This is a genomic window from Paenibacillus sp. FSL R7-277 (genome assembly GCF_000517965.1).
Taxonomy (GTDB): domain Bacteria; phylum Bacillota; class Bacilli; order Paenibacillales; family Paenibacillaceae; genus Paenibacillus_AQ; species Paenibacillus_AQ silagei.
Genome location: NZ_ASPX01000045.1, coordinates 21,182 through 45,158, shown reverse-complemented (window position 1 = coordinate 45,158; position 23,977 = coordinate 21,182). Strand labels below are relative to the sequence as shown.

The window sequence follows — 23,977 nt, the reverse complement described above, 5'->3', positions numbered from 1 at the left end:
GCGGTCGTGTGAAGCTTGATTCTTATTAAAAAAGCACTGTCCCCCTAAAGGAACAGCGCTCATCTCGTTCAGCCTACGCCTTAGGTTTCTTCTTGCGCTTACGGCGCCCGCTCTTCTCGCCAGTGTCAGCACCGGCCTGGCCTGCGGACTCCCCGCTGCCTGGCGTCACGGAGGGGCTAATGAACACGCCGCCCTTCTTCTTGCGGCGGCCCTTGCCCTCCGGCGCTGCGCCGCGCCCGTCGGCCCCGAGGTCCTCGCGGCTGCGGAACCGTGTGCTCGCGTCTACGCCGCGCAGCTCACCGCCCGCCTGCTCAGACCCGCCACCGCCCGGCGCGCCGTAGCCGCCCTTGCCCGAGCCAAAGCCGAAGGCGATGCCGCGTCCCCCGGCACCGCCACCGGCCTCCGCGCCGCGGCCTCTGCCGCCCTCGCGCGGAGCGCCCGAACCGCCGGCTTCGCCCCGGCGGTCCGCCTTGCCGCCGCCCGCTGCGCCTGCGGCGGCAAGCCCACGCCGCGCTGCCGCTTCCGGCCCGCGGCCGCGCTTGCGGCCGCTGCCTGCTGCGCCGGCGATGTCCCACGCCGCCGCTCCATCTGCGCGCGGCCCGTTCCCGGCGCCTGCCGCAGCGGCGCCGAAGCCACCAGCCGCTTCACCGCCGCCAGCGGGAGAAGCGTTCTTGCTCTTACCAGCGGCACCTGTGCCGCCGCTCTTCCCCTTACCGCCAGCACCGAAGATGGCGCCGTTCTTGCCCTTGGCAACACCACTCTTGCCTCCGGCAGTAGCGCTGCCGGGCTTTCCTTTACCGCCACGGCCCTTGCCGCCTCCAGCCTTACCGGCGGGCTTGCTGAAGCCACCTGCGCCCGGACGGCCGCCTTTGCCGCCATAGCTCCGGTGGTCTCCAGCCGCCCGCGGCTTCATATCAACCAGCTCGAAGTCGATGGTGTGGTCATCCATGTTAACCTTGGCCACGCGGATCTTCACTTCATCGCCGATGCGGAAGACCTTGGAGGTACGCTCACCGATCAGCGCCATATGAGCTTCATCGAAGTGGTAGTAGTCGTCTGTCAGCGCACTGAGGCGAATGAGACCTTCGACCGTATTGTCCAGCTCAATGAACATCCCGAAGCTGGTCACACTGCTGATCATGGCGTCGAATTCCTCGCCAACCTTGTCCTGCATGAACTCTGCTTTCTTCAGCTGCTCGGTATCGCGCTCGGCTTCAACAGCCACACGCTCACGCTCCGAGGACTGCTGGGCAATATCCGGCATCCGGGAGGCCAGATATTCGTGGCGCTTCTCGCTCAGCGCTCCTCCATTCTCAAGCACCTCACGCATCACACGGTGGATGACCAGATCGGGATAACGGCGGATCGGTGAGGTGAAGTGGGAATAGAACTCCGCTGCCAGCCCGAAGTGCCCGGTGCTCTCGGCATCATACTTCGCCTGCTTCATGGAGCGCAGCATCATCGTGCTGATTACCGTCTGCTCCTTCGTTCCCTGAATCTGCTCCAGCAGATCCTGCAGCGCACGCGGGTGAACCGAATTCCCCCGGCCCTTCACGTGGTAGCCGAAGTTAGCCGCAAAAGCCATGAAGTTCTGCAGCTTCTCCGGGTCCGGGTCCTCATGAATCCGGTACAGGAAGGGAACCTTCAGCCAGTGGAAGTGCTCCGCCACCGTCTCATTAGCCACCAGCATGAATTCTTCAATAATCTGCTCCGCTACAGAGCGTTCACGTTTTACAATATCGATAGCCTTACCGGCCTCATCTACAATAATCTTGCTCTCTTCAAAATCGAAATCCACCGCCCCGCGCCGCATCCGGGCACCCCGCAGCTTCATCGCCAGCTCCTTCATCAGGCGGAAATCCCCGATCAGCGGAGCATAACGCTCCAGCAGCTCAGGATCTTCATCCTCGACAATCTTCCGTACATCAGAGTAGGTCATTCTCTCCTTCGTACGGATGACACTGGTGAAGACATCGTGGTTCACGACCTTCATCTGCTCGTCGAATTCCATTTCACAGGACATCGTCAGACGGTCAACCTGCGGATTCAAGCTGCAGATACCGTTCGACAGCCGGTGCGGAAGCATCGGAATGACACGGTCCACCAGGTACACACTGCATCCGCGGTCGTAGGCTTCCTTGTCCAGCTCAGAGCCTTCACGCACATAATAGCCTACGTCAGCAATATGAACGCCCAGCTTATAATGGCCATTCTCCAGACGCTCAACGTTTACCGCATCATCCAGATCCTTGGCATCTGCGCCGTCGATCGTTACGATATTGAGCCCGCGCAGATCACGCCGCCCCTGCTCGATAATCTCTTCATCTGTGATCGAATCCGGCGCCTGCTCCGCTTCCGTCATCACCTCAGCCGGAAAAGCCTCCGGAAGCTGATGCTTACGGATTACCGACAGAATATCCACGCCCGGATCATCCTTATGGCCAAGGATCTCAATGATCTCACCCTCAGCCGCAGCACGGCCCTCCGGATAGCTCACAATGCGGACAACCACCTTTTCCCCGTCAACCGCACCCTTGAAAGACTCCCTTGGGATGAAAATATCCCGGTTAATCCGCTTATCATCAGGCAGCACGAAGCCATAGGTCTCCAGGCTCTGGAAAACACCCACTGTCTGCGACACACCTCTGATCAGAATCCGTTCCACTTCGCCTTCCATTCGCCCGCCGGACGGGCTCTTAGAGGTAATACGAATCAAGACGATATCGCCGTTCATAGCCCCCTTCAGATCGTTCGCGTGGATATACACATCCGGGTGCTCCCGGTTATCGGGAATCAGAAAAGCAAAGCCCTTGGCATGAACCTGCAGCCGTCCGCGCAGCAAATCCATCCGCTCAGGCACACCATAACGGCTGCCCCGGGTCAATATGATCCGGCCGTCCTTTTCCAGGTCAATCAATAGAGCCTCAAAGGCTTTGAAATCGGCACTATCCTGAGTGGCGAAATGGCTTACCAGTTCTTCATAGGTTAGTGGTTTATAAGCGGTCTCCCGCATGAAATCAAGTAAGATTTCCTGTGTTATCATGTTCGTTACCTCAGCCTCCTGCTGCATTCCTATGCATTGGCATACTGTATGCCTTGTCCTATTATACAGCTAATCATTTCAAGTAAAATTTACCTTTATATACTTCATACCCTAGTATACACGAAATTAATCCCGGGCATCCCTGTTATGATGTTCACAATATTAAATCTGCATACAAAAAAGCCCCCGTCTATTCCATTCAGAACAGAGCGAAGGCTTACTGTAGACGAGTTATTCAACAACAATGGCAACAACTATTGACATGATGAAGAATCCTGCCGCCAGACCAACTGTTACACGCTGCAGCACAAGCTCCATACCGCGCGCCTTTGTTTTACCGAAGAGATGCTCAGCACCGCCGGAGATGGCACCGGAAAGACCTGCACTTTTCCCTTTTTGCAGAAGAACGACCGCAATCAGACCTACGGCAAAAATCAGAAGCACCACTTTCAAAAAGATATCCATTCACTTCCACCTCCTACGTCCAAGCATCACTATCTATGCTAAATTAGAATATCCGTTTCATAAACAGCATTTTTATTTTATCATAGCCACAGAATGAATACAACCTTCCAGACGGCATTCCCGCCCTATCACACTATGAAAATCTCATGTTGTCCCTCTATCGCAGATATCAGCATCAAAAAAGCCTGCCGGAAACCGGCAGGCTCATTGTATCTATAGATTCAAAAGAAATTATCTTTTGAGGTTGTAGAAGGATTTCAGGCCGTTGTATTGAGCCAATTCGCCCAGCTCGTCTTCGATGCGAAGCAGTTGGTTGTATTTAGCCACACGGTCTGTACGGGAAGGAGCACCAGTCTTGATCTGGCCTGCGTTGGTAGCTACAGCGATGTCAGCAATAGTGCTGTCTTCGGACTCACCGGAACGGTGGGAGATTACAGCTGTGTAGCCGGCACGTTTTGCCATTTCAATCGCATCGAAGGTTTCAGTCAGTGTACCAATCTGGTTAACCTTAACCAGGATGGAGTTACCGATACCCTTTTCGATACCTGTTGCCAGACGCTCAGTGTTCGTAACGAACAGGTCGTCACCAACCAATTGGACTTTATCGCCCAATTTTTCAGTCAGCAATTTCCAGCCATCCCAGTCATCTTCGGACATACCATCTTCGATAGTGATGATTGGGTACTTCTCAACCCATGAAGCCAGCAGGTCAACATACTCAGCGGAAGTGTAAGATTTACCTTCGCCTGCAAGTGTGTATTTACCGTCTTTGTAGAACTCAGTGGAAGCAACGTCCATACCAAGGAATACGTCAACGCCTGGTTTGTAACCGGCTTTTTCGATCGCTTCGATGATTGTAGTGATCGCTTCTTCATTGGAACCCAGGTTCGGTGCGAAGCCGCCTTCGTCGCCAACTGCTGTGTTCAGGCCTTTGGATTGCAGTACGGATTTCAGGTTGTGGAAGATTTCTGCACCAGTACGCAGTGCTTCCTTGAAGCTTGGAGCGCCTACTGGAAGAACCATGAACTCTTGAACGTCGATGTTGTTGTCGGCATGCTCACCACCGTTGATGATGTTCATCATTGGTACTGGAAGAGTCTTGGCGTTGAATCCGCCCAGGTATACATACAAAGGAATGTCCAGAGCAGTTGCAGCAGCGCGAGCTACAGCCATGGATACAGCCAGGATTGCGTTAGCGCCCAGCTTGCCTTTGTTAGGAGTTCCGTCCAGAGTGATCATCAGCTTGTCGATGCCCACTTGGTCAAGAGCGTCCATTCCGATTACTTCTGGAGCGATAATTTCGTTTACGTTCTCAACAGCTTTCAGAACGCCTTTGCCCATGTAACGGGATTTGTCGCCGTCACGAAGCTCTACAGCTTCATGAGCGCCAGTGGAAGCGCCGGAAGGAACGATCGCGCGGCCTTTTGCGCCGGACTCCAGATATACGTCAACCTCTACAGTAGGGTTACCACGGGAGTCAAGGACTTCGCGTGCATACACATCAGAAATAATAGTCATGTAAGTTTAATCTCCTTTTATACAATGGTTTTGGGTTTACACAAACAGATGTCTTGCTTATTTGCGGCTGGCAATCATGGATTGTCCGGTCATTTCCGCAGGCTGCGGAAGTCCCATCAGATCTAAGATTGTCGGTGCCACATCTGCGAGAATACCAGCTTCGCGCAGAACTACATCTTCAGTGGTGACGATGAACGGTACCGGGTTGGTGGTATGGGCTGTGAACGGACGTCCGTTCTCATCGAATACCATATCAGCATTTCCGTGGTCGGCAATGATAATAGCAACGCCGCCCTTGGCAACTACAGCATCCACAACCTTGCCTACGCATTCGTCCGTTACTTCGACTGCCTTGATTGTAGGCTCCAGCATGCCGGAGTGTCCTACCATATCAGGGTTAGCAAAGTTCAGGATAATGGCATCCTGTCTGTCCGCCTCGATCTCCGCTACGCAGGCCGCCGCCACTTCGTAAGCGCTCATCTCTGGCTTCATATCATAGGTTGCCACCTTCGGCGAGTTGATCAGGATACGGGTCTCGCCCGGAAGCTCCTCATCGCGTCCGCCGCTGAAGAAGAAGGTCACATGCGGATACTTCTCGGTCTCTGCAATACGCAGCTGCTTCTTGTTCTGCTGAACCAGCACTTCACCGAGCGTGTTGTCCAGATTCTTCGGGGAGTAAGCCACGAAGCCTTGAACTGTCTCACTGAAGGTAGTCAGGCATACGAAGTGCAGGCCTTGCGGGAACTTAGGACCACGGTCGAAACCGCGGAAATCCGAGTTCGTGAACACTTGTGACAGCTGAATCGCACGGTCAGGACGGAAGTTAAGGAAAATGACGGAATCGCCGCTCTCCACGGTCGCTACCGGGTTGTTTTGGCTGTCCACAATTACACTTGGCTCCACGAATTCATCGAACACAGAATTCTGGTAGGATGCAGTGATGGCCTGAAGGGCATCGGTATATTTAGGGCCTTCCCCATATACCATTGCACGGTAAGCCTTCTCTACACGTTCCCAGCGCTTGTCACGGTCCATCGCGAAGTAGCGTCCGGATACCGTAGCAATCGTACCTACGCCAACCTCTTCAATCTTGGCGACCAGATCCTGAATGAACTTCTGTCCACTGTCGGGTGGTACGTCACGGCCATCCATGAAGGCATGAATATAGACTTCATGCAGATCTTCTTTTTTGGCCAGATCGAGCATGGCGAACAGGTGATTGATGTGGCTGTGTACGCCACCATCGGATACCAGTGCATAGAGGTGAAGCTTTTTGCCGGTTGACTTAGCGCTTCTTACGGCAGCCACCAGCGTCTCGTTATCGAAGAATTCTCCATCACGGATCGACTTGTCGATACGGGTCAGGTCTTGATATACAATCCGGCCGGCACCAATGTTAAGGTGCCCTACTTCAGAGTTACCCATTTGGCCTTCCGGCAGACCTACAGCTTCACCGCAAGCGGTAAGCGTAGTATTAGGATATTGCTTCAGGTAACGGTCGTAGTTCGGCTTGTTGGCTTGGGCCACAGCGTTGCCTTCATCCGTGTTCCGCAGTCCGAAGCCGTCCATGATAATCAGTGCTACAGGTCTTGGAGCTGACATTCTTACTTCGCCCCCTCAACGAGTGAAACGAAGGAAGCAGGCTGCAGGCTGGCACCGCCGACGAGAGCGCCGTCGATGTCGCTTTGACTCATGTACTCCGTTACATTCTCAGGCTTCACACTGCCGCCGTATTGGATACGGACTGCATTAGCCGTTGCTTCATCGTACAGGCCTTTAACAAGGGTGCGGATATAAGCAATAACTTCGTTAGCATCCTGGGAAGTGGAGGATTTACCTGTACCAATCGCCCAGATCGGCTCATAAGCGATAACTACGCTTGCTGCCTGCTCTGCGCTAAGACCGGCAAATGCCGCTTCAGTCTGCACCTTGCATACGTCCTTAGTCTGGTCAGCTTCGCGCTCTTCCAGCTTTTCGCCTACGCAGACAATTGGAGTAATGCCGTGACGGAAGGCCGCATGCATCTTCTTGTTGACGATTTCGTCCGTTTCACCGAAATAAGCACGGCGTTCGGAGTGGCCGATAATAACGTACTCTACACCAAGATCCTTCAGCATTACGCCGCTGATCTCACCTGTATAAGCGCCGTTATCTTCGAAGTGCAGGTTCTGTGCACCAATTTTGATGGTAGTGCCTTGTACCGCTGCAACCAGTGCAGGCAGGTTCGTGAATGGCGCGCAGATTACAGTCTCTACGCCTGCCACTTCCGCCTGGCCTTTGATTTCAGCGATGAAGCCTTCGGCTTCCGGAACGGTTTTGAACATTTTCCAGTTGCCTGCAATAATAGGTGTTCTACTCATAGTGATGTATTGCCTCCCTCTTCGGTATTACTTGTCGTTCAGTGCTTCTACACCTGGAAGAGCCTTACCTTCCATGAACTCGAGCGATGCGCCGCCGCCAGTGGAGATGTGATCCATCTGGTCTGCGAGGTGGAATTTCTCAGCAGCCGCAGCGGAATCGCCGCCGCCAATAACAGTGTAGCCTTCGGTAGTAGCACAAGCCTGAGCCACAGCCTTGGTACCTTCAGCGAAGATGTCGATTTCAAATACGCCCATCGGTCCATTCCACACAACCAGCTTGGAGTTTTTGATAATATCGGCATAGATTTCACGGGTCTTAGGACCGATGTCCAGACCTTCCCAATCTGCAGGGATCTCGGTTGCATCTACAATCTTGGTGTTGGCATCTGCACCGAACTTGTCAGCGACTACAACGTCAACCGGAAGCACGAAGTTCTTGCCCAGCTTCTTGGCCTTCTCGATGAATCCAAGCGCTGCATCAATCTTGTCGTTGTCTACCAGGGATTTACCGATTTCGTAACCTTGAGCCTTGGTGAACGTGTAAGAGAGGCCGCCGCCAATCAGTACATTGTCAGCCAGATTCAGCAGGTTGTCGATAACGTCAATCTTGTCTTTCACCTTGGAACCGCCGATGATGGCAGTGAAAGGACGTTCCGGGTTAGAAAGCGCCTTGCCGAGAACGGACAATTCCTTCTCCATCAGAAGACCGGATACTGCCGGCAGGAAGTGAGCGATTCCTTCTGTCGAAGCATGGGCACGGTGAGCTGCGCCGAATGCGTCATTGACGAACAGGTCAGCCAGTTCAGCGAACTGCTTAGCCAGTTCAGGATCATTCTTCTCTTCGCCTTTGTAGAAACGGACATTCTCAAGCACAAGCACATCGCCATCGTTCAGTTCAGCGATTTTCGCTTTTACAGCTTCGCCAATGGCCTCATCAGCCTTGGCTACCGGTTTGCCGAGCAATTCAGACAAACGGACTGCAGCGGAAGTCAACCGCATGGAATCGACGAATTCGCCTTTAGGACGGCCCATATGGCTGGCCAGAATGACCTTTGCACCGTTCTCAATCAGGTATTTAATTGTTGGAAGGGTTTCGCGGATACGGGTATCATCAGTGATCTTGCCGTCTTCCACTGGCACATTGAAATCTACACGCACGAATACGCGTTTGCCTTTTACTTCTACATCACGGACACTTTTTTTGTTCATGATTAACATTTCCTCCACACCCAAAATTGGTTCCTTCACAAAGCCATTTCACGCGAATCCAGTTCATTTAGAAAGAGCGGAAACAGACTTTCCTTGTTTCCGCTCTATTGTACTTCTTATATGAAATCGGTCTTATTTAGCAAGCTTAGCGAATTTCTCCAAAGTACGAACCAGCTGTGCAGTGTAGGACATTTCATTGTCATACCAAGCAACAGTTTTAACCAGCTGTTTGTCGCCAACAGTCAGTACTTTAGTCTGAGTTGCATCGAACAGGGAACCGAAAGTCATACCCTTGATGTCGGAAGATACGATTTCGTCTTCAGTGTAGCCGTAAGTTTCTGGGTCAGAAGCTTCCTTCATGGCTGCATTGATTTCTTCAACAGTTACGCTCTTATCCAGAACAGTAACCAGCTCAGTCAGGGAACCTGTAGCTACAGGCACACGTTGTGCTGCTCCGTCAAGCTTGCCCTTCAGTTCTGGAATAACCAGGCCGATGGCTTTAGCAGCACCGGTAGTGTTAGGGATGATGTTCTCAGCAGCAGCGCGGGCGCGTCTGAAGTCGCCTTTTGCGTGTGGAGCATCAAGAGTGTTCTGGTCACCTGTGTAAGCGTGGATCGTAGTCATCAGGCCTTCGATGATACCGAACTTGTCGTTCAGGACTTTGGCCATTGGAGCCAGGCAGTTCGTTGTGCAAGATGCGCCGGAGATTACTGTTTCGGAACCGTCAAGGATGTCATCGTTAACGTTGTACACAACAGTTTTCATGTCGCCTGTAGCTGGAGCGGAAATAACTACTTTCTTAGCTCCGCCTTTAAGGTGCTTCTCAGCGGCTTCTTTAGTTGTGAAGAAACCAGTACATTCCAGAACGATATCAACGCCAAGCTCTCCCCAAGGAAGTTCTTCAGGGTTGCGGTTCGCCAGAACCTTAACATCTTTACCGTTTACTTTGAAGAATCCGTCATGAACTTCAACGTCTCCCTGGAATTTACCTTGAGTTGTATCATATTTAAGCAAATGAGCAAGCATCTTAGCGTCAGTCAAGTCATTGATTGCTACCACTTCGATACCTTCTACATTTTGAATACGGCGGAATGCAAGGCGTCCAATACGTCCAAAACCGTTAATACCAACTTTTACACTCATTGAATAGTTCCTCCTAGAGTTCGTTTTATTTATTCAAGACAGGCCGTGAGGCTCGTCAAGACAACAATGTTAAGTATAATGCATAAACCCTTTGCGCGCGCCCCATTTAATGGAATCTATAGGGCCTTTTGTAGCTGTGTGTCGATTTCCTTGCCGATTTCAACAGCCGCCGCCTCGTCGATGACGAGAATATCCTCTTGCCCGAACCGCAGCATCGCATGAATGGCCTTCGCCTTGCGTTTGCCGCCGGCAATACCGATAACGACTTCTGTACGTATAATGTCTTCCAGGCGCAGCCCCATGGTCCGCATCGTATGAACCACTTCGCCATTCTCATTGAAATAGTATCCGAAGGACTCGGCTACGGCTCCCTCGCTCTGAATCTCTGAGATCGTCCCGGAGTCCAGCTTGCGGCGGTGGGTCATTTCAATGGCGTCGCCTATTCCATGTACAATAATACGCGATCTGCGGATAATTTGTACAATCTCTCCAATATTGGAGTCCTGCGCAAGCGACTCATATGCGTCTCCGCTAAGCAGATCGGGCACATGCAGCAGACGGTAATTGGCGCCAATCCGTTTGGCCATGGTTGAAGCAATGGTGTTGGCCTGTATCTCCATGCTCTCTCCCAGTCCTCCACGCGCCGGAACAACCCAGGCGTTCTTATAGGAAAGGGATAGCGGCGGGGTCAGCTGATCGGCCATCTCGGCCAGTGTTGATCCGCCTGTGACGGCAATCGTATCGTCACTGCGCAGTACGCTGAGCAGTGCCTTGGAGCCTGCGCGCCCCAGCTCACGCTTGGTGAACGGCGATGTCTCACAATCGCCAGGTACCACAATGACTTTGGTGAGACCGTACGTTGTACGAATTTTCTCTTCCAGATCATCCAGGCCGAATAGGCTCTTGGCGACCGGCTCCAGCAGGTCAAGCAGTCTGCGACCGGCATCGCTAATGCGCATACCGACGCTCTCGATCTCAATGAGCCCCTGCGATTTCAGAAGATCCGTCTCGGCGCGCAGCACCCGCTCGGTCATATCAAGCGATGCGGCTAACGTCCTGCGCCCAATAATATCGGACAGCATGATCTGATGTAGAATCGTATACCGTCTCTTAAGGGTTTCCATGAGATCAGGCAGAAGCTGCTTTTGGATTTCCAATAGATTACGCATGCTTTCACTCCTGCAACTTCGTCTTTCTCTTATCCCTTGTTCGTGGTCTCAAAATGTCCCGGGTTAACTTTTTAAGTCCCACCCATATTCTACCCAAAACTGACGCCAAGTGCAAGTGTTCCGAGACTATAATTCTCAGCCCGCTTTCATCTTATACATGGGCTTGTCCGGAAGGCCGCTGGCAGGAGGTGCATCTCCGGCTCTATTAATGGAGGCAGAGAAAACTATTTTTGCGCAGGATGCCTAATACGCATTGCTTTTATCCGAGAAGTATATTATAATAATTTCTGTTGCGCCCGTGGTCCAATGGATATGACGTAGGCCTCCGAAGCCTGAGATCCAAGTTCGATTCTTGGCGGGCGCGCCATTTTTTTCAAGCTTGTACATAATTTAGTTCCGATTATATTATATTTAACCAATGAGCCGCTTGAGGGCTCTTTTTTTTGAAAGTAAGTTTGACTTTCTTTGACTTTTTGTTTGAATTTGTTTATCATGTGGTTAATACGGTAACAGTAAAAAATGAACACATTCGAAGCACCAATTTCAAGGAGGTTTTCCACGTGAGTTATATTCCTATGGTAGTAGAACAGAGCAACCGCGGTGAGCGCGCTTATGACATCTATTCCCGCCTGCTGAAGGACCGCATCATTTTCCTTGGAACGGAGGTTAATGACGTGGTTGCCAATTCCATCATCGCACAAATGCTCTTCCTGGCTGCCGAGGACCCGGATAAGGATATTCACCTGTATGTGAACAGCCCAGGCGGTTCCATCACAGCGGGTATGGCCATCTTCGATACAATGCAATACATTAAGCCGGATGTATCCACCATCTGTGTAGGTATGGCCGCTTCCATGGGAGCGTTCCTGCTGAATGCCGGCGCCAAGGGCAAGCGCTTCGCCCTGCCGAACAGCGAGATCATGATTCACCAGCCGCTAGGCGGTGCGCAGGGGCAGGCTTCGGATATCGAGATCCGCGCCCGCCGCATCATCAAGCTGCGTGAGAAGCTGAACCGCATCTTGTCCGAGCGTACAGGCCAGCCGCTGGAGAAGATCGAGAAGGATACTGACCGCGACTACTTCATGAGCGCTGCAGACGCTGCTGAATACGGTATCGTGGACAAGGTAATTGAGAAGACTCTGCCAACAGGCGTATAAGTACATGCTCCAATGAATACACAAAGAGGCTGTAACAGACCGGTCCGGTCCCGTTACAGCCTCTTTCTTATGCCCAGCCATTGCTGCCTACCTTAAGCTCCCGTACCCAAGGGCATCCAGCTTGCCTGCAATTACGCGGTAGCCTCTGCCGTTCGGGTGAATATGGTCCAGGAACAGCAGCCCCCGCTCGTTACCGGCAAATTCATGGTATACCGAAGCAAACCCTACGTTATTGCTGCTGTAGCCTGCTGCATAGCGGTTGAACTCCCGCACCCACTCTGTTGCTTCATTCACCTGTGGGTAGGGATTATACAGGCCTACCATCCGGATGATATAGGGGCTGCGGGAACCTGCTTTGAGCTGTGTCAGGCTACCCATGATGTCGCTGTAGTTACGCTTGCAGTCCCTAAGCGCCTGCTGCAGTAAGCCCTGGAATTCACCGGGCCGGGGCCCGGCTGCCCGGGCTGCCTTAATCAAGTCGTTGCCGCCAATGGACAGCGTAATGATCTGCGCATCCTTCACCGCCGCCCGGTAGACATTCGAGCTCCTCAGCCGTTGCTTCAGCCCCCCGGTGGTCAGACCGTTGACGCCAAGATTCGCCGGCACCACTGGTGTACCCAGCCTCCCTTCCGCCATCCGGCGGTAGACGGGGACGAAGCCGTTCCCGGGCAGCGCCCCGAAGCCGGTTGTAAGTGAATCCCCGATCGCTGTATAAGCATAGACCATAACCTTCCCCTCCCCGTTATAAGCTGCTTGCCTTCTATAGCTTATGACTATCCGGGTGAAGTGGTAACGGCAGGGCAGGCTGATTAGGCCGTGGATGAAGGGTTGTGCAAGAATGCCCCTGCATCTCCCGGAGGAGATGCAAGGGCATCTGGATAATTATTTTATTATTTCAGCGCCGCGAACGGACTGCTTCCATCCGGCAGGAGTTCCTTGAAGCTGAAGTTGAATTCCGGGAAGCCCTCGGCATATGCCGTGTATTCGTATAACTGGAAGAAGAGCACCGCTTTGCCATCTTTCAGATAGAAGTACTTCTCGGTATTCAGTCCATTGAACCCGCCCAGATATCCTCCGTTAGCTTTGATCTCGGTGGCCAGCTTGGCATTGAGCTGTTTCTTGTAATTAGGGTTGGCACCGAACAGATCGCCCAGCAACAGACGTTTCCCGTCTTTGAGCGAGAAGGTGAACGCATTGCGGTAAGTCATCCCATGGGCACCGCCGGTATACCCGTATTGATTGGTGATTAGGCTGAGCACGCCATCCTGGTTATACGTGATCACATAACCGCCTTCGAATTCATACGGCCGGTCATCCTTCGACCGCTTGGAGATTTGATCTTCAGCATCCTTCGCATAGTTCAGAACGGTCTGCTTAATCGTATCATTGATTGCCTTCTCTGCTTCTGCACTTGCCAGGCCGCTGACCTGCGGATAATCCAGCCGGATAGGCGCATCCTTATGATCCTTCACATAGCTCACTGTTTTGATGGTTACCGCATTCTGTACTTTCTTCATAACATTCAGCCGTCCTGCTGCTGCGCTCCCGTCTACTTTGTAGCCCAAGTAATCGCTAAGCAGCTCAGACGAAACATACAGCCGGTTATTCAGTTGCTTGCCTTCACCGACATAATAATTGTTCACCATAACAGAAATGCCATAATCATTGATCGTCAGCCTTGTCTGAGCAGTTCCTGTCCCGATGGTGTACGTCTTCCCCGCTTTATCATAAGAGAGCGGCATCCCCAGCGCATCGCGCAGGAAGGTTACCGGCACCCATACCTTTCCTTCCTGGAGCAGGCCCGTCTGGGCTGTACTTTTCCCGTTAACCTTCAGCACTATAGATGAGGATTTGGCTTTGACCTGAGCGGCTGCCGGAGCGGCCTCAGTGATGCCTGCATGGATTATTCCTGTTCCTCCCAGCAGGATTCCTGCGGCGAGCATTCCTGCACCCCATTTGCTGATGTATTTCTTAGAGTTCGAATTCATTGTTATTTCCCCTTCCACCTGGTGGTATGATTAGTCATGATGTGTGTTCTTCCGTATCACTGTTCCTATTATAGTAAAAGAACTAGCGGGGGATGTTACAATCCGCTTTACAGTTTCTTAAGGTTTGCCGTGATTATCTAAAGATCCTGTTACCTCAATTTAAACAAATTGAGAGCTTTCGATAGCGGCTGTGTGCATATATATACATTTATATGACAAGTGGAAACGGCTTTGCCGTCCTTTTAAAGGACGGTACCGTTTCAGCGAGAAATAGAAGGATAATTTATCATGTAAAACATATAAATTCTTATATTTTTATAAAAAGCGCCTGCCCCGCTATAACAGCAGAGCAAGCGCCTCTTACGAAACGTTTTATTTCAATTCATAAGTTACACTCAATTGGGTAATGATCTTAACCTGCCCGGGCTCAACGGAGCTGCCAGCATTGTTATCCATGGACATCTTTTGCATGGAGGCTGCTTCAGCGTAGACCACCGGATGATTCCCGTCATCGCTCTGAATGACAGTGACTACCTGACCCAGTCCGCGCTTGGCTGCTTTGGCAATAGCCGCTGCTTTGACATCTGCATTCTGCATAGCCTTCTCGATTACCTGTGCTTCAAAGGCCGATGGATCTTCAATGGCAAACCGCACATTGCCGATGTTGTTCGCTCCAGCCGCAGAGGCAGCGTCCAGCAATTGTCCAACCTTTGTCAGATCCCGGTAAGAGACCTCTAGCGTGTGCTGGGCGTTATAGCCTTTTACCTTCTGGCCGTCCTTCTCGCTGTAAGTGTAGTTAGGCTGTACGTTGAACTGGGTGCTCTGAATGTCTTTGTCTGCAATGCCCCAAGTGGTCTTGAACAAAGCGGTCAGCTTGGAGACCTTCGCGGCTGTGCCTTTCTGTGCTTCCTGCGCGGTTTCGGCAGTTGTCGTTACGCCGATGGAGAGATACGCAATATCCGGTTTGATCGACAGCTCGCCTTTGCCTACCACGTTCACCACATTCTTCTGTACTTCGTCGGCGTAAGCCTTTTCAGGACCCTTTAGCACTCCGCTCAACCCCATTCCTCCAATCATCAAGCTAGCTGCCAGCAGAACTGATCCAATCGATTTACCCCATTTTCTCATGCTTGCCATCCCCTTTCGATTCGTTTAAGTGTTATTACCCTCTAGACGGGACAGCATGGTAAAAGTTGCATGAGCGATGTACGATATTTATTTTTTATTTGTTCCCCGTCCCGATCCAGAACCGGCGGATGACATTTCCGTCCTCCTCTATATATTCGCTATCCTCGATACCGCCATTCCTGCGGATTGTCCGTTCCGATGCGGTGTTGACGGAGTCACAAACTACGAGTGCCTGCTCGATACCCAGTTCAGCGGACTTCAGGAGGGCCTGCTTCAGAAGCTCACTGGCATAGCCTTGTCTGCGTGCAGAAGGGACGATGCCGTAACCGATATGCCCGCCAGAATGGAGCAACCTTTCGGTCAGCCGGTGCCTGATGTTCACAGCCCCCACCACCCGTTTGTCCGCGGTCACCAGCCAGAAGGTTGAACTGCTCACCCAGCCGGCCGGTATATCTGTACCACGGGCATACCCGTGAAGAGTCTGAATCATAACGCCAAAGTCAGCCGGGTCCATCTCTGTTACCCAGGGCACAAACGGCTCCCCGCTGGCCTTCCACTCCTCATAAAAGGCTAAATACGGCTCTCTGAGCGCCTCAGCAGGCTCAACTAATGATACTTCACCGTCTTGAATCTGCATCCGCATACCTCTCCTTATCCTCTAAAGCTGATATGAAAAAAAGCCCCTAAGGGCTTTTGGTTAGACCATGTAGCATTTATTGATTCTCGAGCTCTTCCTTGCTTACCAGACTGGTCAAAGCGGTTACAGCCTGTTCCGCATCTGCACCGTCTGCGCTGATATGAATCTCCGTACCGGAACTGATCGCAAGGCTCATAATGCCCATGATACTCTTGGCGTTCACTTTTTTATCGTCTTTTTCCACGAAAATCTCCGACGAAAACTTATTAGCTTCTTGCACAAACAATGCTGCCGGCCGAGCATGGAGCCCCGTCTTCAACCGAACAACTACCGGGTGCTTTGTCATGAAACGCTTACCCCCTATTTGAGATCTGCCCAAAAATTTCACATTAATTTTATAATATTATATCATTATAACGCATACCGCACTAGAAAAAAAATAATCAGCCGCCGCGGACCTTGTCCGCCAGCTCATCAATTTTGCGCAAACGGTGGTTCACACCCGATTTACTGACCGTCCCGCCCAGCATATCCCCGACTTCCTTGAGGTTAATATCCGGGTGCGCCAGTCTGATCTCGGCCACCTCCCGCAGCTTATCCGGCAAGCTTTCCAGACCCACCTCGCGCTGCAGCAGCTTGATGTTCTCAATCTGGCGTACCGCCGCACTGATCGTCTTGTTCAGATTGGCCGTTTCGCAGTTCACAATCCGGTTGACCGAGTTGCGCATATCACGCATGATCCGCACATCCTCGAACTTGAACAGCGCCTGATGGGCGCCGATCAGACTCAGGAACTCGATGATCTTCTCGCCTTCCTTGATGTATAGGATGAAGCCTTTTTTGCGTTCTATGCAGCGGGCATTCAGGTGAAATTCACCAGCTAGCTCAACGAGCGCCTTGCAGTGCTCCTCATACATGGAAGCGATTTCCAAGTGGTACGAAGAGCCCTCCGGGTTATTGACCGAACCGCCGGCCATGAAGGCCCCGCGCAGATAGGCACGTTTGCAGCAGTTCTTGCCAACAATCTCCTCATCAATCCCGTCTGTGAAAATAAAGCCCTCAGAGACAATCCGCAGATCCTTCAGGATCTCCTGGACCTGGTTCGGGATTCTTACAATATAGACGTTATTCTTCTTCAAACGCATTTTTTTACGCACGAGTAGCTCGATATGGACCTGGTAATATTTCTTAAGCAAAGAATATACCCGCCTTGCAATCGCGGCGTTCTCCGTCGAAATGTCGAGAACCACCTTTTTGCTCGAAAGCTGCACCGAACCATTCATTCGGATCAGCGCTGACATTTCCGCTTTCTCGCAGCAGGGCTGGCTCTCGACCATCGTCAGCTCTTTTTTGGTAAGGGCCGCAAAAGACAAGGGGCTCACCTCTTTCATTTAACTCTTTCTGTCAATCCAATCCTTCACCAGCTGGAAAATATGGTGACTGAGCTTATCTGTATCATGCCGCAAATAGGTTTTAAATAATACCAGCTTGTCAGCAATCACCTTATACCCGTTGCCGTCCACGGCCTCACGGTCAAGCTGTACCGGACGGGCACCCTTCTCGGCGTATTTGATCTGCACCTGCTCCGGGATCTCCCCGTCATTGACGATCACATAATCGAACAGATGCAGCCCGATATGGTCATATACGGCCTGTAGATGGTCATTAACCGTGTAATTATCCGTCTCACCCGGCTGGGTCATTACATTGCATACAAAAATCTTAATGGCCTCGGAAGCTACCACGGCTTCTGCCAGCTTTGGCACCAGCAGATTCGGCAGAATACTGGTATACAGACTGCCCGGACCGAGCAGAATAGCATCTGCGTTGCGGATAGCCTCCAGCGCCTCCGGCAGCGGCTCCACATCCACCGGCTCCAGAAATACGCGCTTGATGACGCCTCCCGCCTCCGGGATTTTGGATTCACCGGTAATCAGCGTTCCATCCGCCATCTCGGCGTGCAGGATTACCGCCTCTCCGGCCGCAGGCAGCACCCGGCCGCGAACGGCGAACAGCCGGCTAAGCTCCCGGACTGCTGTAACGAAGTCCCCGGAGATGTCAGTCAGTGCAGCCAGAATCAGATTGCCCAGGCTATGCCCGGCTAAGCCTTCTCCGCTGCTGAAGCGGTACTTCATAATCTGTGCCATCAGAGGCTCAACGTCAGCCATAGCCGTAAGTACGTTGCGGATATCCCCGGGCGGCGGCATCTGCAGCTCACTGCGCAGAATCCCGGAGCTTCCCCCGTCATCTGCGACAGTTACGATCGCCGTGATATCCAGCGGCTTCTCCTTCAGCCCCCGGAGCATCACCGAGAGCCCTGTCCCGCCACCCATCACGACGATCTTCGGACGCTGTCCTTGTTCTTCAGCCACTATTCATCCCTTCTCTCATCAATGCCGGTCGCGTTCGGAGTCCCGATGGCTGACTGCCACCGCTTCCGTCTCGCTAACCCCCAGCATTTTGCCCAGGTATTCGGCGATGGCTACCGAACGGTGTTTGCCGCCCGTACAGCCGATGCCGATAATAATCTGGGATTTGCCTTCCTTGCGGTATTGCGGAATAAGGAATTGAAGCATATCCAGCAGCTTGGTCAGGAATTCTTGCGTTTCAGGCCATTTCATTACGTAGTCGTACACCTCGTTGTCTTGGCCTGTCTTGGGCCGCAGCTGATCCACATAATGCGGATTAGGCAGGAAGCGGACGTCGAACACCAGGTCAGCATCAATCGGAATCCCATACTTGAATCCAAACGAAGTAATGTTAACCGAGAGGGTGCTTTTCCCGAGGTGGGAGAAGCGTGACACTATTTTTTCTTTGAGCTGAACCGGCTTCATGCTGCTGGTATCCAGACACAGGGTAGCTGAATTCTTAAGCTCCTCCAGCATCTGGCGCTCCATGCGGATGCCGTCCAGCGGCATGCCCTTCGGAGCAAGCGGATGATGCCTCCGGCTCTCCTTGTAACGCTGTACAAGCACTGAATCTGTGGCGTCCAGGAAAAGGATCTCACACCCGATCGTTGACTCGTCCTTGATGTAGGCCAGAGACTCCGACAGGGCGGTGAAGAATTCCCGCCCCCGAAGGTCGATGACCAGCGCCACCTTGGCGATTTTACCCTTGGACTGCTCAATCAGCTCAGCGAATTTCGGGATTAGTACAGGCGGAAGATTATCCACGCAGAAGAACCCCAGATCCTCCAGGCTCTGCACGGCAATCGTCTTGCCCGCACCCGACATGCCTGTAATGATAATCAGGGTGGCATGGGCGGGCAGGGTTTGCTCGAGGTCGGTCATTACAGCATCCCTCCCTATGATTAGTATATGAATAATTCCGGTCTTTTAAGAACGCAGCAGCAGGCCTGCCGCACCAATAATACCGGCGTCATTGCCAAGCGCTGCAGGTACAATCGTAACACCGGTCTGCAGAGGGGCAGGCGCCAGCTTGGCGAATACCCGGCGGACTTCATCGAACAGAATATCGCCTGCCTTGGAGACTCCGCCGCCGACGATGAATACTTCAGGGTTCAGAACCGCTGCAACGGAGGCCATTGATTTGCCCAGGTAGAAGGCCGCCCGGTTCACAATCCGCAGCGCAGCTTCATCGCCTGCCTTCGCGGCATCGAATACTTCCTTCGCAGCGATTTTTTCAACGGTGGACAAGGAGGTCCGGTCCCCGCGTGCTACAGCATCGTTCGCCATACGGATAATGCCTGTCGCTGAGGAAACGGTTTCCAAACAGCCCATGTTCCCGCAGCCGCACTGGATCGCTTCCAGATCGGGCACCACGGAGATATGTCCAAGCTCGCCGGCCAGACCGGCAAATCCCTGATACACCTTACCATTAATGATAATACCGCCGCCGACACCCGTACCGAGCGTATAGCAGACACAATTCTCTATGCCGCGCCCTGCACCGCTCCAGGCTTCGCCTAGTGCAGCCACGTTGGCATCATTGTCTATTTTGACTGGCTTGTTCAGGCGACCCTCCAGAATGGAGCGGATCGGCACATCTCTAAATCCTATGTTGGGCGCAAGGATGATGATACCTTCACGAATATTCGTAAATCCGGCCAGTCCCGCACCGACACCAGCCAGCTGGTCCCAGGAGTACGGAGAGTCCTCCACAATCTGGCGTACATACTTCTCGATATTATCGATGACAGCATCGACGCCATCCGCAGTCCCTGTCGGACCTTCGTAAGTGTGCAGCAGGCTTCCCTCGGCATTACAGATTCCAACCTTAATCGTGGTACCACCTAAATCCACGCCAACGTAGATATGTTCAGACATGTTACAAGCCACCTTTTTCTATGCTAAAATAGTTAATCCTACGTACCCACTATAATAGAACCCTCCCCTGCGGTCAAGGAAAGGCGATACACCCGGGGCAATGGACTTCAGTTCTTATTTGTTAACAAAAAGACTTTCTCACCAGGCAGGCAAGAAAGTCCGTTCATTCTCTTCTATTGTAGGGTGCCAGATACCTTAATGCTATTCGGACAAAATCCGCTTCTGGCCCTCAAGGGCACGGATCGGTGCGATATTCTGGGTGAATTCCAGCGTCCCCATATAACGGCCTTCTGCATCCCGCACGGCGAAATAACGGATATAGATGAATTTATCCTTGATGTTAATCCAGAAATCTTCGGCATCCTTCACTCCGGCTTTGAAATCAGCCAGCAGCTTCTCAACAACATGCACACTTTGCGGCGGATGGCAGTTCTGTACGGTGCGGCCGATAACGGCCTTCGTCCGGGCGAAGATCCGTTCCTTGCCATGCGAGAAGTAGCGGACGACATCGTTCTCGTCGATAAAGGTCAGATCCACCGGCAGATGATTCATCAGCGTCTCGAGCTGGTGGAGCGACAGCAGCCCGGTCTCGAACCGGATGAAGCCCTGCGGGGACAGGCCTTCCCCTTCTTCCGCCGGAACATCAGCACCCTCAGGCTCCGCTGCACGTTCCGGTATCCATTCCTGGTCGGGCGCAGTCAGGCAGAAGCCGATTTCATCGCTTTCGCGGGCGATTTTGACCCACTCATCCTCAGTCAGCTTATCCAGCGCCATCGGGAGCAGAATATTCTCTTCCTTGAAGATCATCTCATTGACTTCCTTAATGATCTCCTCCAGTGCGGCTGTAATCTGCCCGCTGTCCCCGTTATAGGCGCTAAGCGCCTTCTTGGCTTCCTTGATCATATTGCGGATTCCGTCATCCACTCCCCACATTACCTTCGTAGGACCGTATATGCCGTACTTCTCCAGGTAAGGGAAGAGCAGATTCTCCTTGCGGCTGTAATGCTTGTCGAGATCCAGCAGCAGACTCAGGTCCTCCAGCAGCTTATAGATAATCTCATCGCTGTCGTTCTTCTTGAACTTATCCGCATGCAGCTCCAGCCGGAAGTTGACCAGACGTTCGATCTCCCGGTTCTCCAGCTTGAACGTATGCACGGGATGACCGGGCTGCTCCTCAGGCTTAGAAGAACGGTGGATCTGTTCAATCGAGCCCTTGAAGATTGCCGTATGCACGGAGCAGAGGCGTTGTACTTCCTCTACCGGAATGCCTTCCTCGGTCATCAGAGAGTGCTCCATGGCGGAGATTTCCTCCACCGTAACATCGCCTACCGCTTCTTCAAAACGCGCCTTAACCTCCTCCACGCTTTTGCCCGCATGCAGCTCCTTGATGATCTCTCTCAGCATAGCCTGGCGGCGTGTCTGTTCCGGAATATCGACCTCGCGGTTATTAATCAGTTCGCTCATCACAATCTCTCCTTCTATTCTATAATCTCGAAACCATGCTGCTGAAAGGCCAGCCGAACGGTTTCCAGCTCTATTTTCTTTAATTTCATTCCTTTGGACAGGGTCATCAATCGTCCTGCAGTCTGCAGCATTCCAGGCTTCGCAATATCACGAAAACCCAGTTCCACCATGATCTCCACCACTTCCGGGTGCCTGGTTACCAGCTCAAAGACCGATTCATCCAGCTTCAACGCTTTGCTCATCCTTTTGCACACCTCACTAATGAGAATTCTTCTCAACACCAGCTTAGCATAGGGTACAGGGGTAAATTGTGATTGTAATCACTAACTACAAAAAGACTATCCCCGCCAGCCATTCAGCTTGGGGAGATAGCCTCAGAATAATACGTTTCCGCTGTAATCACGGCCTCTCGGCCATGAACAACGTACCTACATATAGATTAGGTCATGCAGCTAAGTTACAGTGATTGGCTCCATCTATGGGAATTCCGGATATCATGCGAAATCCGCATGCTGCAGAATTTAGGGCCGCACATCGAGCAGAAATGCGCCTGCTTTGCCCCCTCCGCAGGCAGGGTCTCATCATGATACGCCTGCGCCCTTTCCGGGTCCAGGGAGAGATGAAACTGATCGCGCCAGCGGAACTCGAACCGCGCCTTGGACAGCGCGTTGTCCCGGTCCTGCGCACCCGGATGTCCCTTGGCGAGGTCTGCGGCATGTGCAGCAATTTTGTAGGTAATGACGCCTTCGCGCACATCATTCTTGTCAGGCAGGCCTAAATGCTCCTTAGGTGTAACGTAACACAGCATTGCCGTTCCAAGGCCCCCGATTATCGCTGCCCCGATGGCCGACGTGATGTGATCATAGCCGGGTGCAATATCCGTAGTTAGCGGACCGAGGGTGTAGAAAGGGGCTTCGTGGCAAATCTCAAGCTGCTTGTCCATATTCTCCTTGATCTTGTGCATTGGCACATGGCCCGGACCTTCTACCATAACCTGAACATCGTGCTTCCAGGCAAGCGCCGTCAGCTCTCCCAGCGTCTCCAGCTCGGCGAACTGAGCTTCGTCATTGGCATCAGCGATAGAGCCGGGACGCAGGCCATCCCCCAGCGAGAAGGCCACATCATACATCTTCATGATCTCACATATATCTTCGAAGTGTGTGTACAGGAAGTTCTCCTGCTGATGGGCCAGGCACCAGGCAGCCATAATCGATCCGCCCCGGGATACGATGCCGGTCATTCTCCGGGCAGTGAACGGAATATAGCGCCGCAGCACCCCGGCATGAATGGTGAAGTAATCCACCCCCTGCTCCGCCTGCTCGATCAGCGTGTCGCGATAGAGCTCCCAGGTTAAATCCTCGGCTATACCGTTCACCTTCTCCAGCGCCTGGTATATGGGCACTGTCCCGACCGGCACAGGAGAATTGCGGATAATCCACTCCCGGGTGGTATGGATCTTAGCGCCGGTGGAGAGATCCATGATGGTATCAGCCCCCCAACGGGTCGCCCACCGCATCTTCTCCACCTCCTCTTCAATAGAAGAAGTGACCGCCGAATTTCCGATGTTGGCATTGATCTTCACCAGGAAGTTACGGCCGATAATCATCGGCTCACTCTCCGGGTGATTGATATTGGCCGGAATAATAGCACGGCCCGCAGCCACCTCATCCCTTACGAACTCCGGCCGGATATTCTCCCGGATCGCAATATACTCCATTTCCGGTGTGATGATCCCTTGCCTTGCATAATGCAGCTGGGTCACATTGCCTCCTGCATAGGCCCGCCTGGGATTCCTGCGCAGTCCTGGATAAGCTTCTGCGGCAGCCCCTTCTCTGCGCATTCCGTTATCCTCCGGCCGGACGGCTCTTCCGGTGTACTCCTCCGAATCGCCACGCTCCGCGATCCAGCTTGAACGGTGCGGCGGCAGCCCCCTCCGAATGTCCGTCTCCTCCGCGGCATCCGTGTACATACCGCTTGTGTCATAGACACGCAGCGGAGCATTTTCCTCTTCCCCGGCAACGCCTTCGGTTCTGCTGAGGCTGATCTCCCGCATCGGAACCCGGATATCCGGGCGTGAGCCCTCCACATACACTTTACGGCTTGCGGGGAATCCCGAAAGATCCACCTCTTCGTTTTTACTTCCTGTCATTTCAATCTCCTCCTCTTCGCTCTGTACACTCATCAGATAAGAGGTCACGCAGCAGATTGAGCTGAAGAATCTATAGATTCCTGCAAGTCAAAAAGCCGCTCCACCTGGAGCGGCTTTATTAAAGGAACAGCCAAATAAGACTGTATTCAAAAAAGGTCCGACTCCACTTTCCTACGCTGGTATGATCCAGATCAGGTTCAAGGGTCCGGAAATTCAATTTTCCCGTCTCAGCCTATTCAGGCTCCCCTAGTGGGTATCTTA

At 52.6% G+C, this 23,977-nt stretch carries 21 protein-coding genes, 1 tRNA gene and 1 riboswitch; of the genes, 2 read left to right on the top strand and 20 right to left on the bottom strand.

Going from position 1 to position 23,977, the window contains the following annotated elements:
• Positions 1-73: 73 nt before the first annotated feature.
• The 8 genes from rnr to C173_RS15710 form a co-directional block, all read right to left on the bottom strand.
• On the bottom strand, positions 74-3,043 hold the full coding sequence (gene rnr / locus C173_RS15745; protein WP_036726272.1) for a ribonuclease R: 2,970 nt from the start codon (positions 3,041-3,043) through the stop codon (positions 74-76).
• Positions 3,044-3,274: 231 nt separating this feature from the next.
• Positions 3,275-3,508, bottom strand: a complete 234-nt coding sequence (secG, locus tag C173_RS15740) for a preprotein translocase subunit SecG (RefSeq protein ID WP_036690096.1) — start codon at positions 3,506-3,508, stop codon at positions 3,275-3,277.
• A gap of 231 nt (positions 3,509-3,739) precedes the next feature.
• The gene (eno, locus tag C173_RS15735; protein ID WP_036726271.1) at positions 3,740-5,026 is read right to left on the bottom strand and encodes a phosphopyruvate hydratase; all 1,287 of its coding nucleotides are present in this window, start codon (positions 5,024-5,026) and stop codon (positions 3,740-3,742) included.
• Between the two features lie 57 nt (positions 5,027-5,083).
• Complete coding sequence (gene gpmI, locus C173_RS15730) at positions 5,084-6,628, bottom strand: 2,3-bisphosphoglycerate-independent phosphoglycerate mutase (protein WP_036726269.1); 1,545 nt, start codon at positions 6,626-6,628, stop codon at positions 5,084-5,086.
• 2 nt (positions 6,629-6,630) lie between these two features.
• A complete protein-coding gene (gene tpiA / locus C173_RS15725; RefSeq protein ID WP_036726267.1) occupies positions 6,631-7,386 on the bottom strand; it encodes a triose-phosphate isomerase in 756 nt (251 codons plus the stop codon).
• 27 nt (positions 7,387-7,413) lie between these two features.
• Positions 7,414-8,595 carry a phosphoglycerate kinase gene (locus C173_RS15720; protein ID WP_036726266.1) on the bottom strand — a complete coding sequence of 394 codons (1,182 nt, stop codon included), beginning with the start codon at positions 8,593-8,595 and terminating at the stop codon, positions 7,414-7,416.
• Between the two features lie 132 nt (positions 8,596-8,727).
• Entirely contained in the window at positions 8,728-9,738 is a 1,011-nt protein-coding gene (gap, locus tag C173_RS15715) for a type I glyceraldehyde-3-phosphate dehydrogenase (RefSeq protein WP_036690087.1), read from the bottom strand.
• 116 nt (positions 9,739-9,854) lie between these two features.
• Complete coding sequence (locus C173_RS15710) at positions 9,855-10,907, bottom strand: sugar-binding transcriptional regulator (protein ID WP_036726264.1); 1,053 nt, start codon at positions 10,905-10,907, stop codon at positions 9,855-9,857.
• A gap of 292 nt (positions 10,908-11,199) precedes the next feature.
• Here C173_RS15710 and C173_RS15705 point away from each other — a divergent pair.
• Together C173_RS15705 and clpP are read left to right on the top strand one after the other, a co-directional pair.
• Positions 11,200-11,274 (top strand) — tRNA-Arg (locus C173_RS15705).
• A 193-nt stretch (positions 11,275-11,467) separates the two neighbouring features.
• Positions 11,468-12,064 (top strand): ATP-dependent Clp endopeptidase proteolytic subunit ClpP, encoded by a 597-nt coding sequence (gene clpP / locus C173_RS15700; protein WP_036690083.1) that lies wholly within the window; start codon positions 11,468-11,470, stop codon positions 12,062-12,064.
• Positions 12,065-12,151: 87 nt separating this feature from the next.
• Here clpP and C173_RS15695 read toward each other — a convergent pair whose 3' ends face one another.
• From C173_RS15695 to thiC, 12 genes are all read right to left on the bottom strand, one after another.
• Positions 12,152-12,790, bottom strand: coding sequence for a GDSL-type esterase/lipase family protein (locus tag C173_RS15695; protein WP_036726263.1), 639 nt, complete (start codon positions 12,788-12,790; stop codon positions 12,152-12,154).
• 164 nt (positions 12,791-12,954) lie between these two features.
• Positions 12,955-14,052: a PdaC/SigV domain-containing protein gene (locus C173_RS15690; RefSeq protein WP_051478082.1), complete on the bottom strand. Its 1,098-nt coding sequence runs from the start codon at positions 14,050-14,052 to the stop codon at positions 12,955-12,957.
• 372 nt (positions 14,053-14,424) lie between these two features.
• Positions 14,425-15,180, bottom strand: coding sequence for an SIMPL domain-containing protein (locus C173_RS15685; protein ID WP_036726261.1), 756 nt, complete (start codon positions 15,178-15,180; stop codon positions 14,425-14,427).
• Between the two features lie 94 nt (positions 15,181-15,274).
• Positions 15,275-15,817: a GNAT family N-acetyltransferase gene (locus C173_RS15680; protein ID WP_036726260.1), complete on the bottom strand. Its 543-nt coding sequence runs from the start codon at positions 15,815-15,817 to the stop codon at positions 15,275-15,277.
• A gap of 76 nt (positions 15,818-15,893) precedes the next feature.
• Positions 15,894-16,163: an HPr family phosphocarrier protein gene (locus tag C173_RS15675; protein ID WP_036690075.1), complete on the bottom strand. Its 270-nt coding sequence runs from the start codon at positions 16,161-16,163 to the stop codon at positions 15,894-15,896.
• Between the two features lie 97 nt (positions 16,164-16,260).
• Entirely contained in the window at positions 16,261-17,190 is a 930-nt protein-coding gene (gene whiA, locus C173_RS15670; RefSeq protein WP_036726258.1) for a DNA-binding protein WhiA, read from the bottom strand.
• An 18-nt stretch (positions 17,191-17,208) separates the two neighbouring features.
• On the bottom strand, positions 17,209-18,150 hold the full coding sequence (locus C173_RS15665; RefSeq protein ID WP_200869550.1) for a gluconeogenesis factor YvcK family protein: 942 nt from the start codon (positions 18,148-18,150) through the stop codon (positions 17,209-17,211).
• 57 nt (positions 18,151-18,207) lie between these two features.
• Complete coding sequence (rapZ, locus tag C173_RS15660) at positions 18,208-19,107, bottom strand: RNase adapter RapZ (protein ID WP_036690069.1); 900 nt, start codon at positions 19,105-19,107, stop codon at positions 18,208-18,210.
• A gap of 45 nt (positions 19,108-19,152) precedes the next feature.
• Positions 19,153-20,103 carry an ROK family glucokinase gene (locus C173_RS15655; protein WP_036690067.1) on the bottom strand — a complete coding sequence of 317 codons (951 nt, stop codon included), beginning with the start codon at positions 20,101-20,103 and terminating at the stop codon, positions 19,153-19,155.
• Between the two features lie 201 nt (positions 20,104-20,304).
• Positions 20,305-21,567, bottom strand: a complete 1,263-nt coding sequence (locus C173_RS15650) for a DUF438 domain-containing protein (RefSeq protein ID WP_036726256.1) — start codon at positions 21,565-21,567, stop codon at positions 20,305-20,307.
• A gap of 14 nt (positions 21,568-21,581) precedes the next feature.
• The gene (locus tag C173_RS15645) at positions 21,582-21,809 is read right to left on the bottom strand and encodes a DUF1858 domain-containing protein (protein WP_036726255.1); all 228 of its coding nucleotides are present in this window, start codon (positions 21,807-21,809) and stop codon (positions 21,582-21,584) included.
• Between the two features lie 215 nt (positions 21,810-22,024).
• The gene (gene thiC / locus C173_RS15640) at positions 22,025-23,716 is read right to left on the bottom strand and encodes a phosphomethylpyrimidine synthase ThiC (RefSeq protein WP_036726254.1); all 1,692 of its coding nucleotides are present in this window, start codon (positions 23,714-23,716) and stop codon (positions 22,025-22,027) included.
• A gap of 151 nt (positions 23,717-23,867) precedes the next feature.
• A riboswitch (TPP riboswitch) is annotated at positions 23,868-23,974 on the bottom strand.
• Between the last annotated feature and the right edge of the window lie 3 nt (positions 23,975-23,977).

Coding starts and splice junctions, on each gene's coding strand:
- rnr (WP_036726272.1), bottom strand. CDS start 3,043: ATGATAACACAGGAAATCTTACTTGATTTCATGCGGGAGACCGCTTAT.
- secG (WP_036690096.1), bottom strand. CDS start 3,508: ATGGATATCTTTTTGAAAGTGGTGCTTCTGATTTTTGCCGTAGGTCTG.
- eno (WP_036726271.1), bottom strand. CDS start 5,026: ATGACTATTATTTCTGATGTGTATGCACGCGAAGTCCTTGACTCCCGT.
- gpmI (WP_036726269.1), bottom strand. CDS start 6,628: ATGTCAGCTCCAAGACCTGTAGCACTGATTATCATGGACGGCTTCGGA.
- tpiA (WP_036726267.1), bottom strand. CDS start 7,386: ATGAGTAGAACACCTATTATTGCAGGCAACTGGAAAATGTTCAAAACC.
- C173_RS15720 (WP_036726266.1), bottom strand. CDS start 8,595: ATGAACAAAAAAAGTGTCCGTGATGTAGAAGTAAAAGGCAAACGCGTA.
- gap (WP_036690087.1), bottom strand. CDS start 9,738: ATGAGTGTAAAAGTTGGTATTAACGGTTTTGGACGTATTGGACGCCTT.
- C173_RS15710 (WP_036726264.1), bottom strand. CDS start 10,907: ATGCGTAATCTATTGGAAATCCAAAAGCAGCTTCTGCCTGATCTCATG.
- C173_RS15695 (WP_036726263.1), bottom strand. CDS start 12,790: ATGGTCTATGCTTATACAGCGATCGGGGATTCACTTACAACCGGCTTC.
- C173_RS15690 (WP_051478082.1), bottom strand. CDS start 14,052: ATGAATTCGAACTCTAAGAAATACATCAGCAAATGGGGTGCAGGAATG.
- C173_RS15685 (WP_036726261.1), bottom strand. CDS start 15,180: ATGAGAAAATGGGGTAAATCGATTGGATCAGTTCTGCTGGCAGCTAGC.
- C173_RS15680 (WP_036726260.1), bottom strand. CDS start 15,817: ATGCAGATTCAAGACGGTGAAGTATCATTAGTTGAGCCTGCTGAGGCG.
- C173_RS15675 (WP_036690075.1), bottom strand. CDS start 16,163: ATGACAAAGCACCCGGTAGTTGTTCGGTTGAAGACGGGGCTCCATGCT.
- C173_RS15665 (WP_200869550.1), bottom strand. CDS start 18,150: ATGGGTGGCGGGACAGGGCTCTCGGTGATGCTCCGGGGGCTGAAGGAG.
- rapZ (WP_036690069.1), bottom strand. CDS start 19,107: ATGACCGACCTCGAGCAAACCCTGCCCGCCCATGCCACCCTGATTATC.
- C173_RS15655 (WP_036690067.1), bottom strand. CDS start 20,103: ATGTCTGAACATATCTACGTTGGCGTGGATTTAGGTGGTACCACGATT.
- C173_RS15650 (WP_036726256.1), bottom strand. CDS start 21,567: ATGAGCGAACTGATTAATAACCGCGAGGTCGATATTCCGGAACAGACA.
- C173_RS15645 (WP_036726255.1), bottom strand. CDS start 21,809: ATGAGCAAAGCGTTGAAGCTGGATGAATCGGTCTTTGAGCTGGTAACC.
- thiC (WP_036726254.1), bottom strand. CDS start 23,716: ATGACAGGAAGTAAAAACGAAGAGGTGGATCTTTCGGGATTCCCCGCA.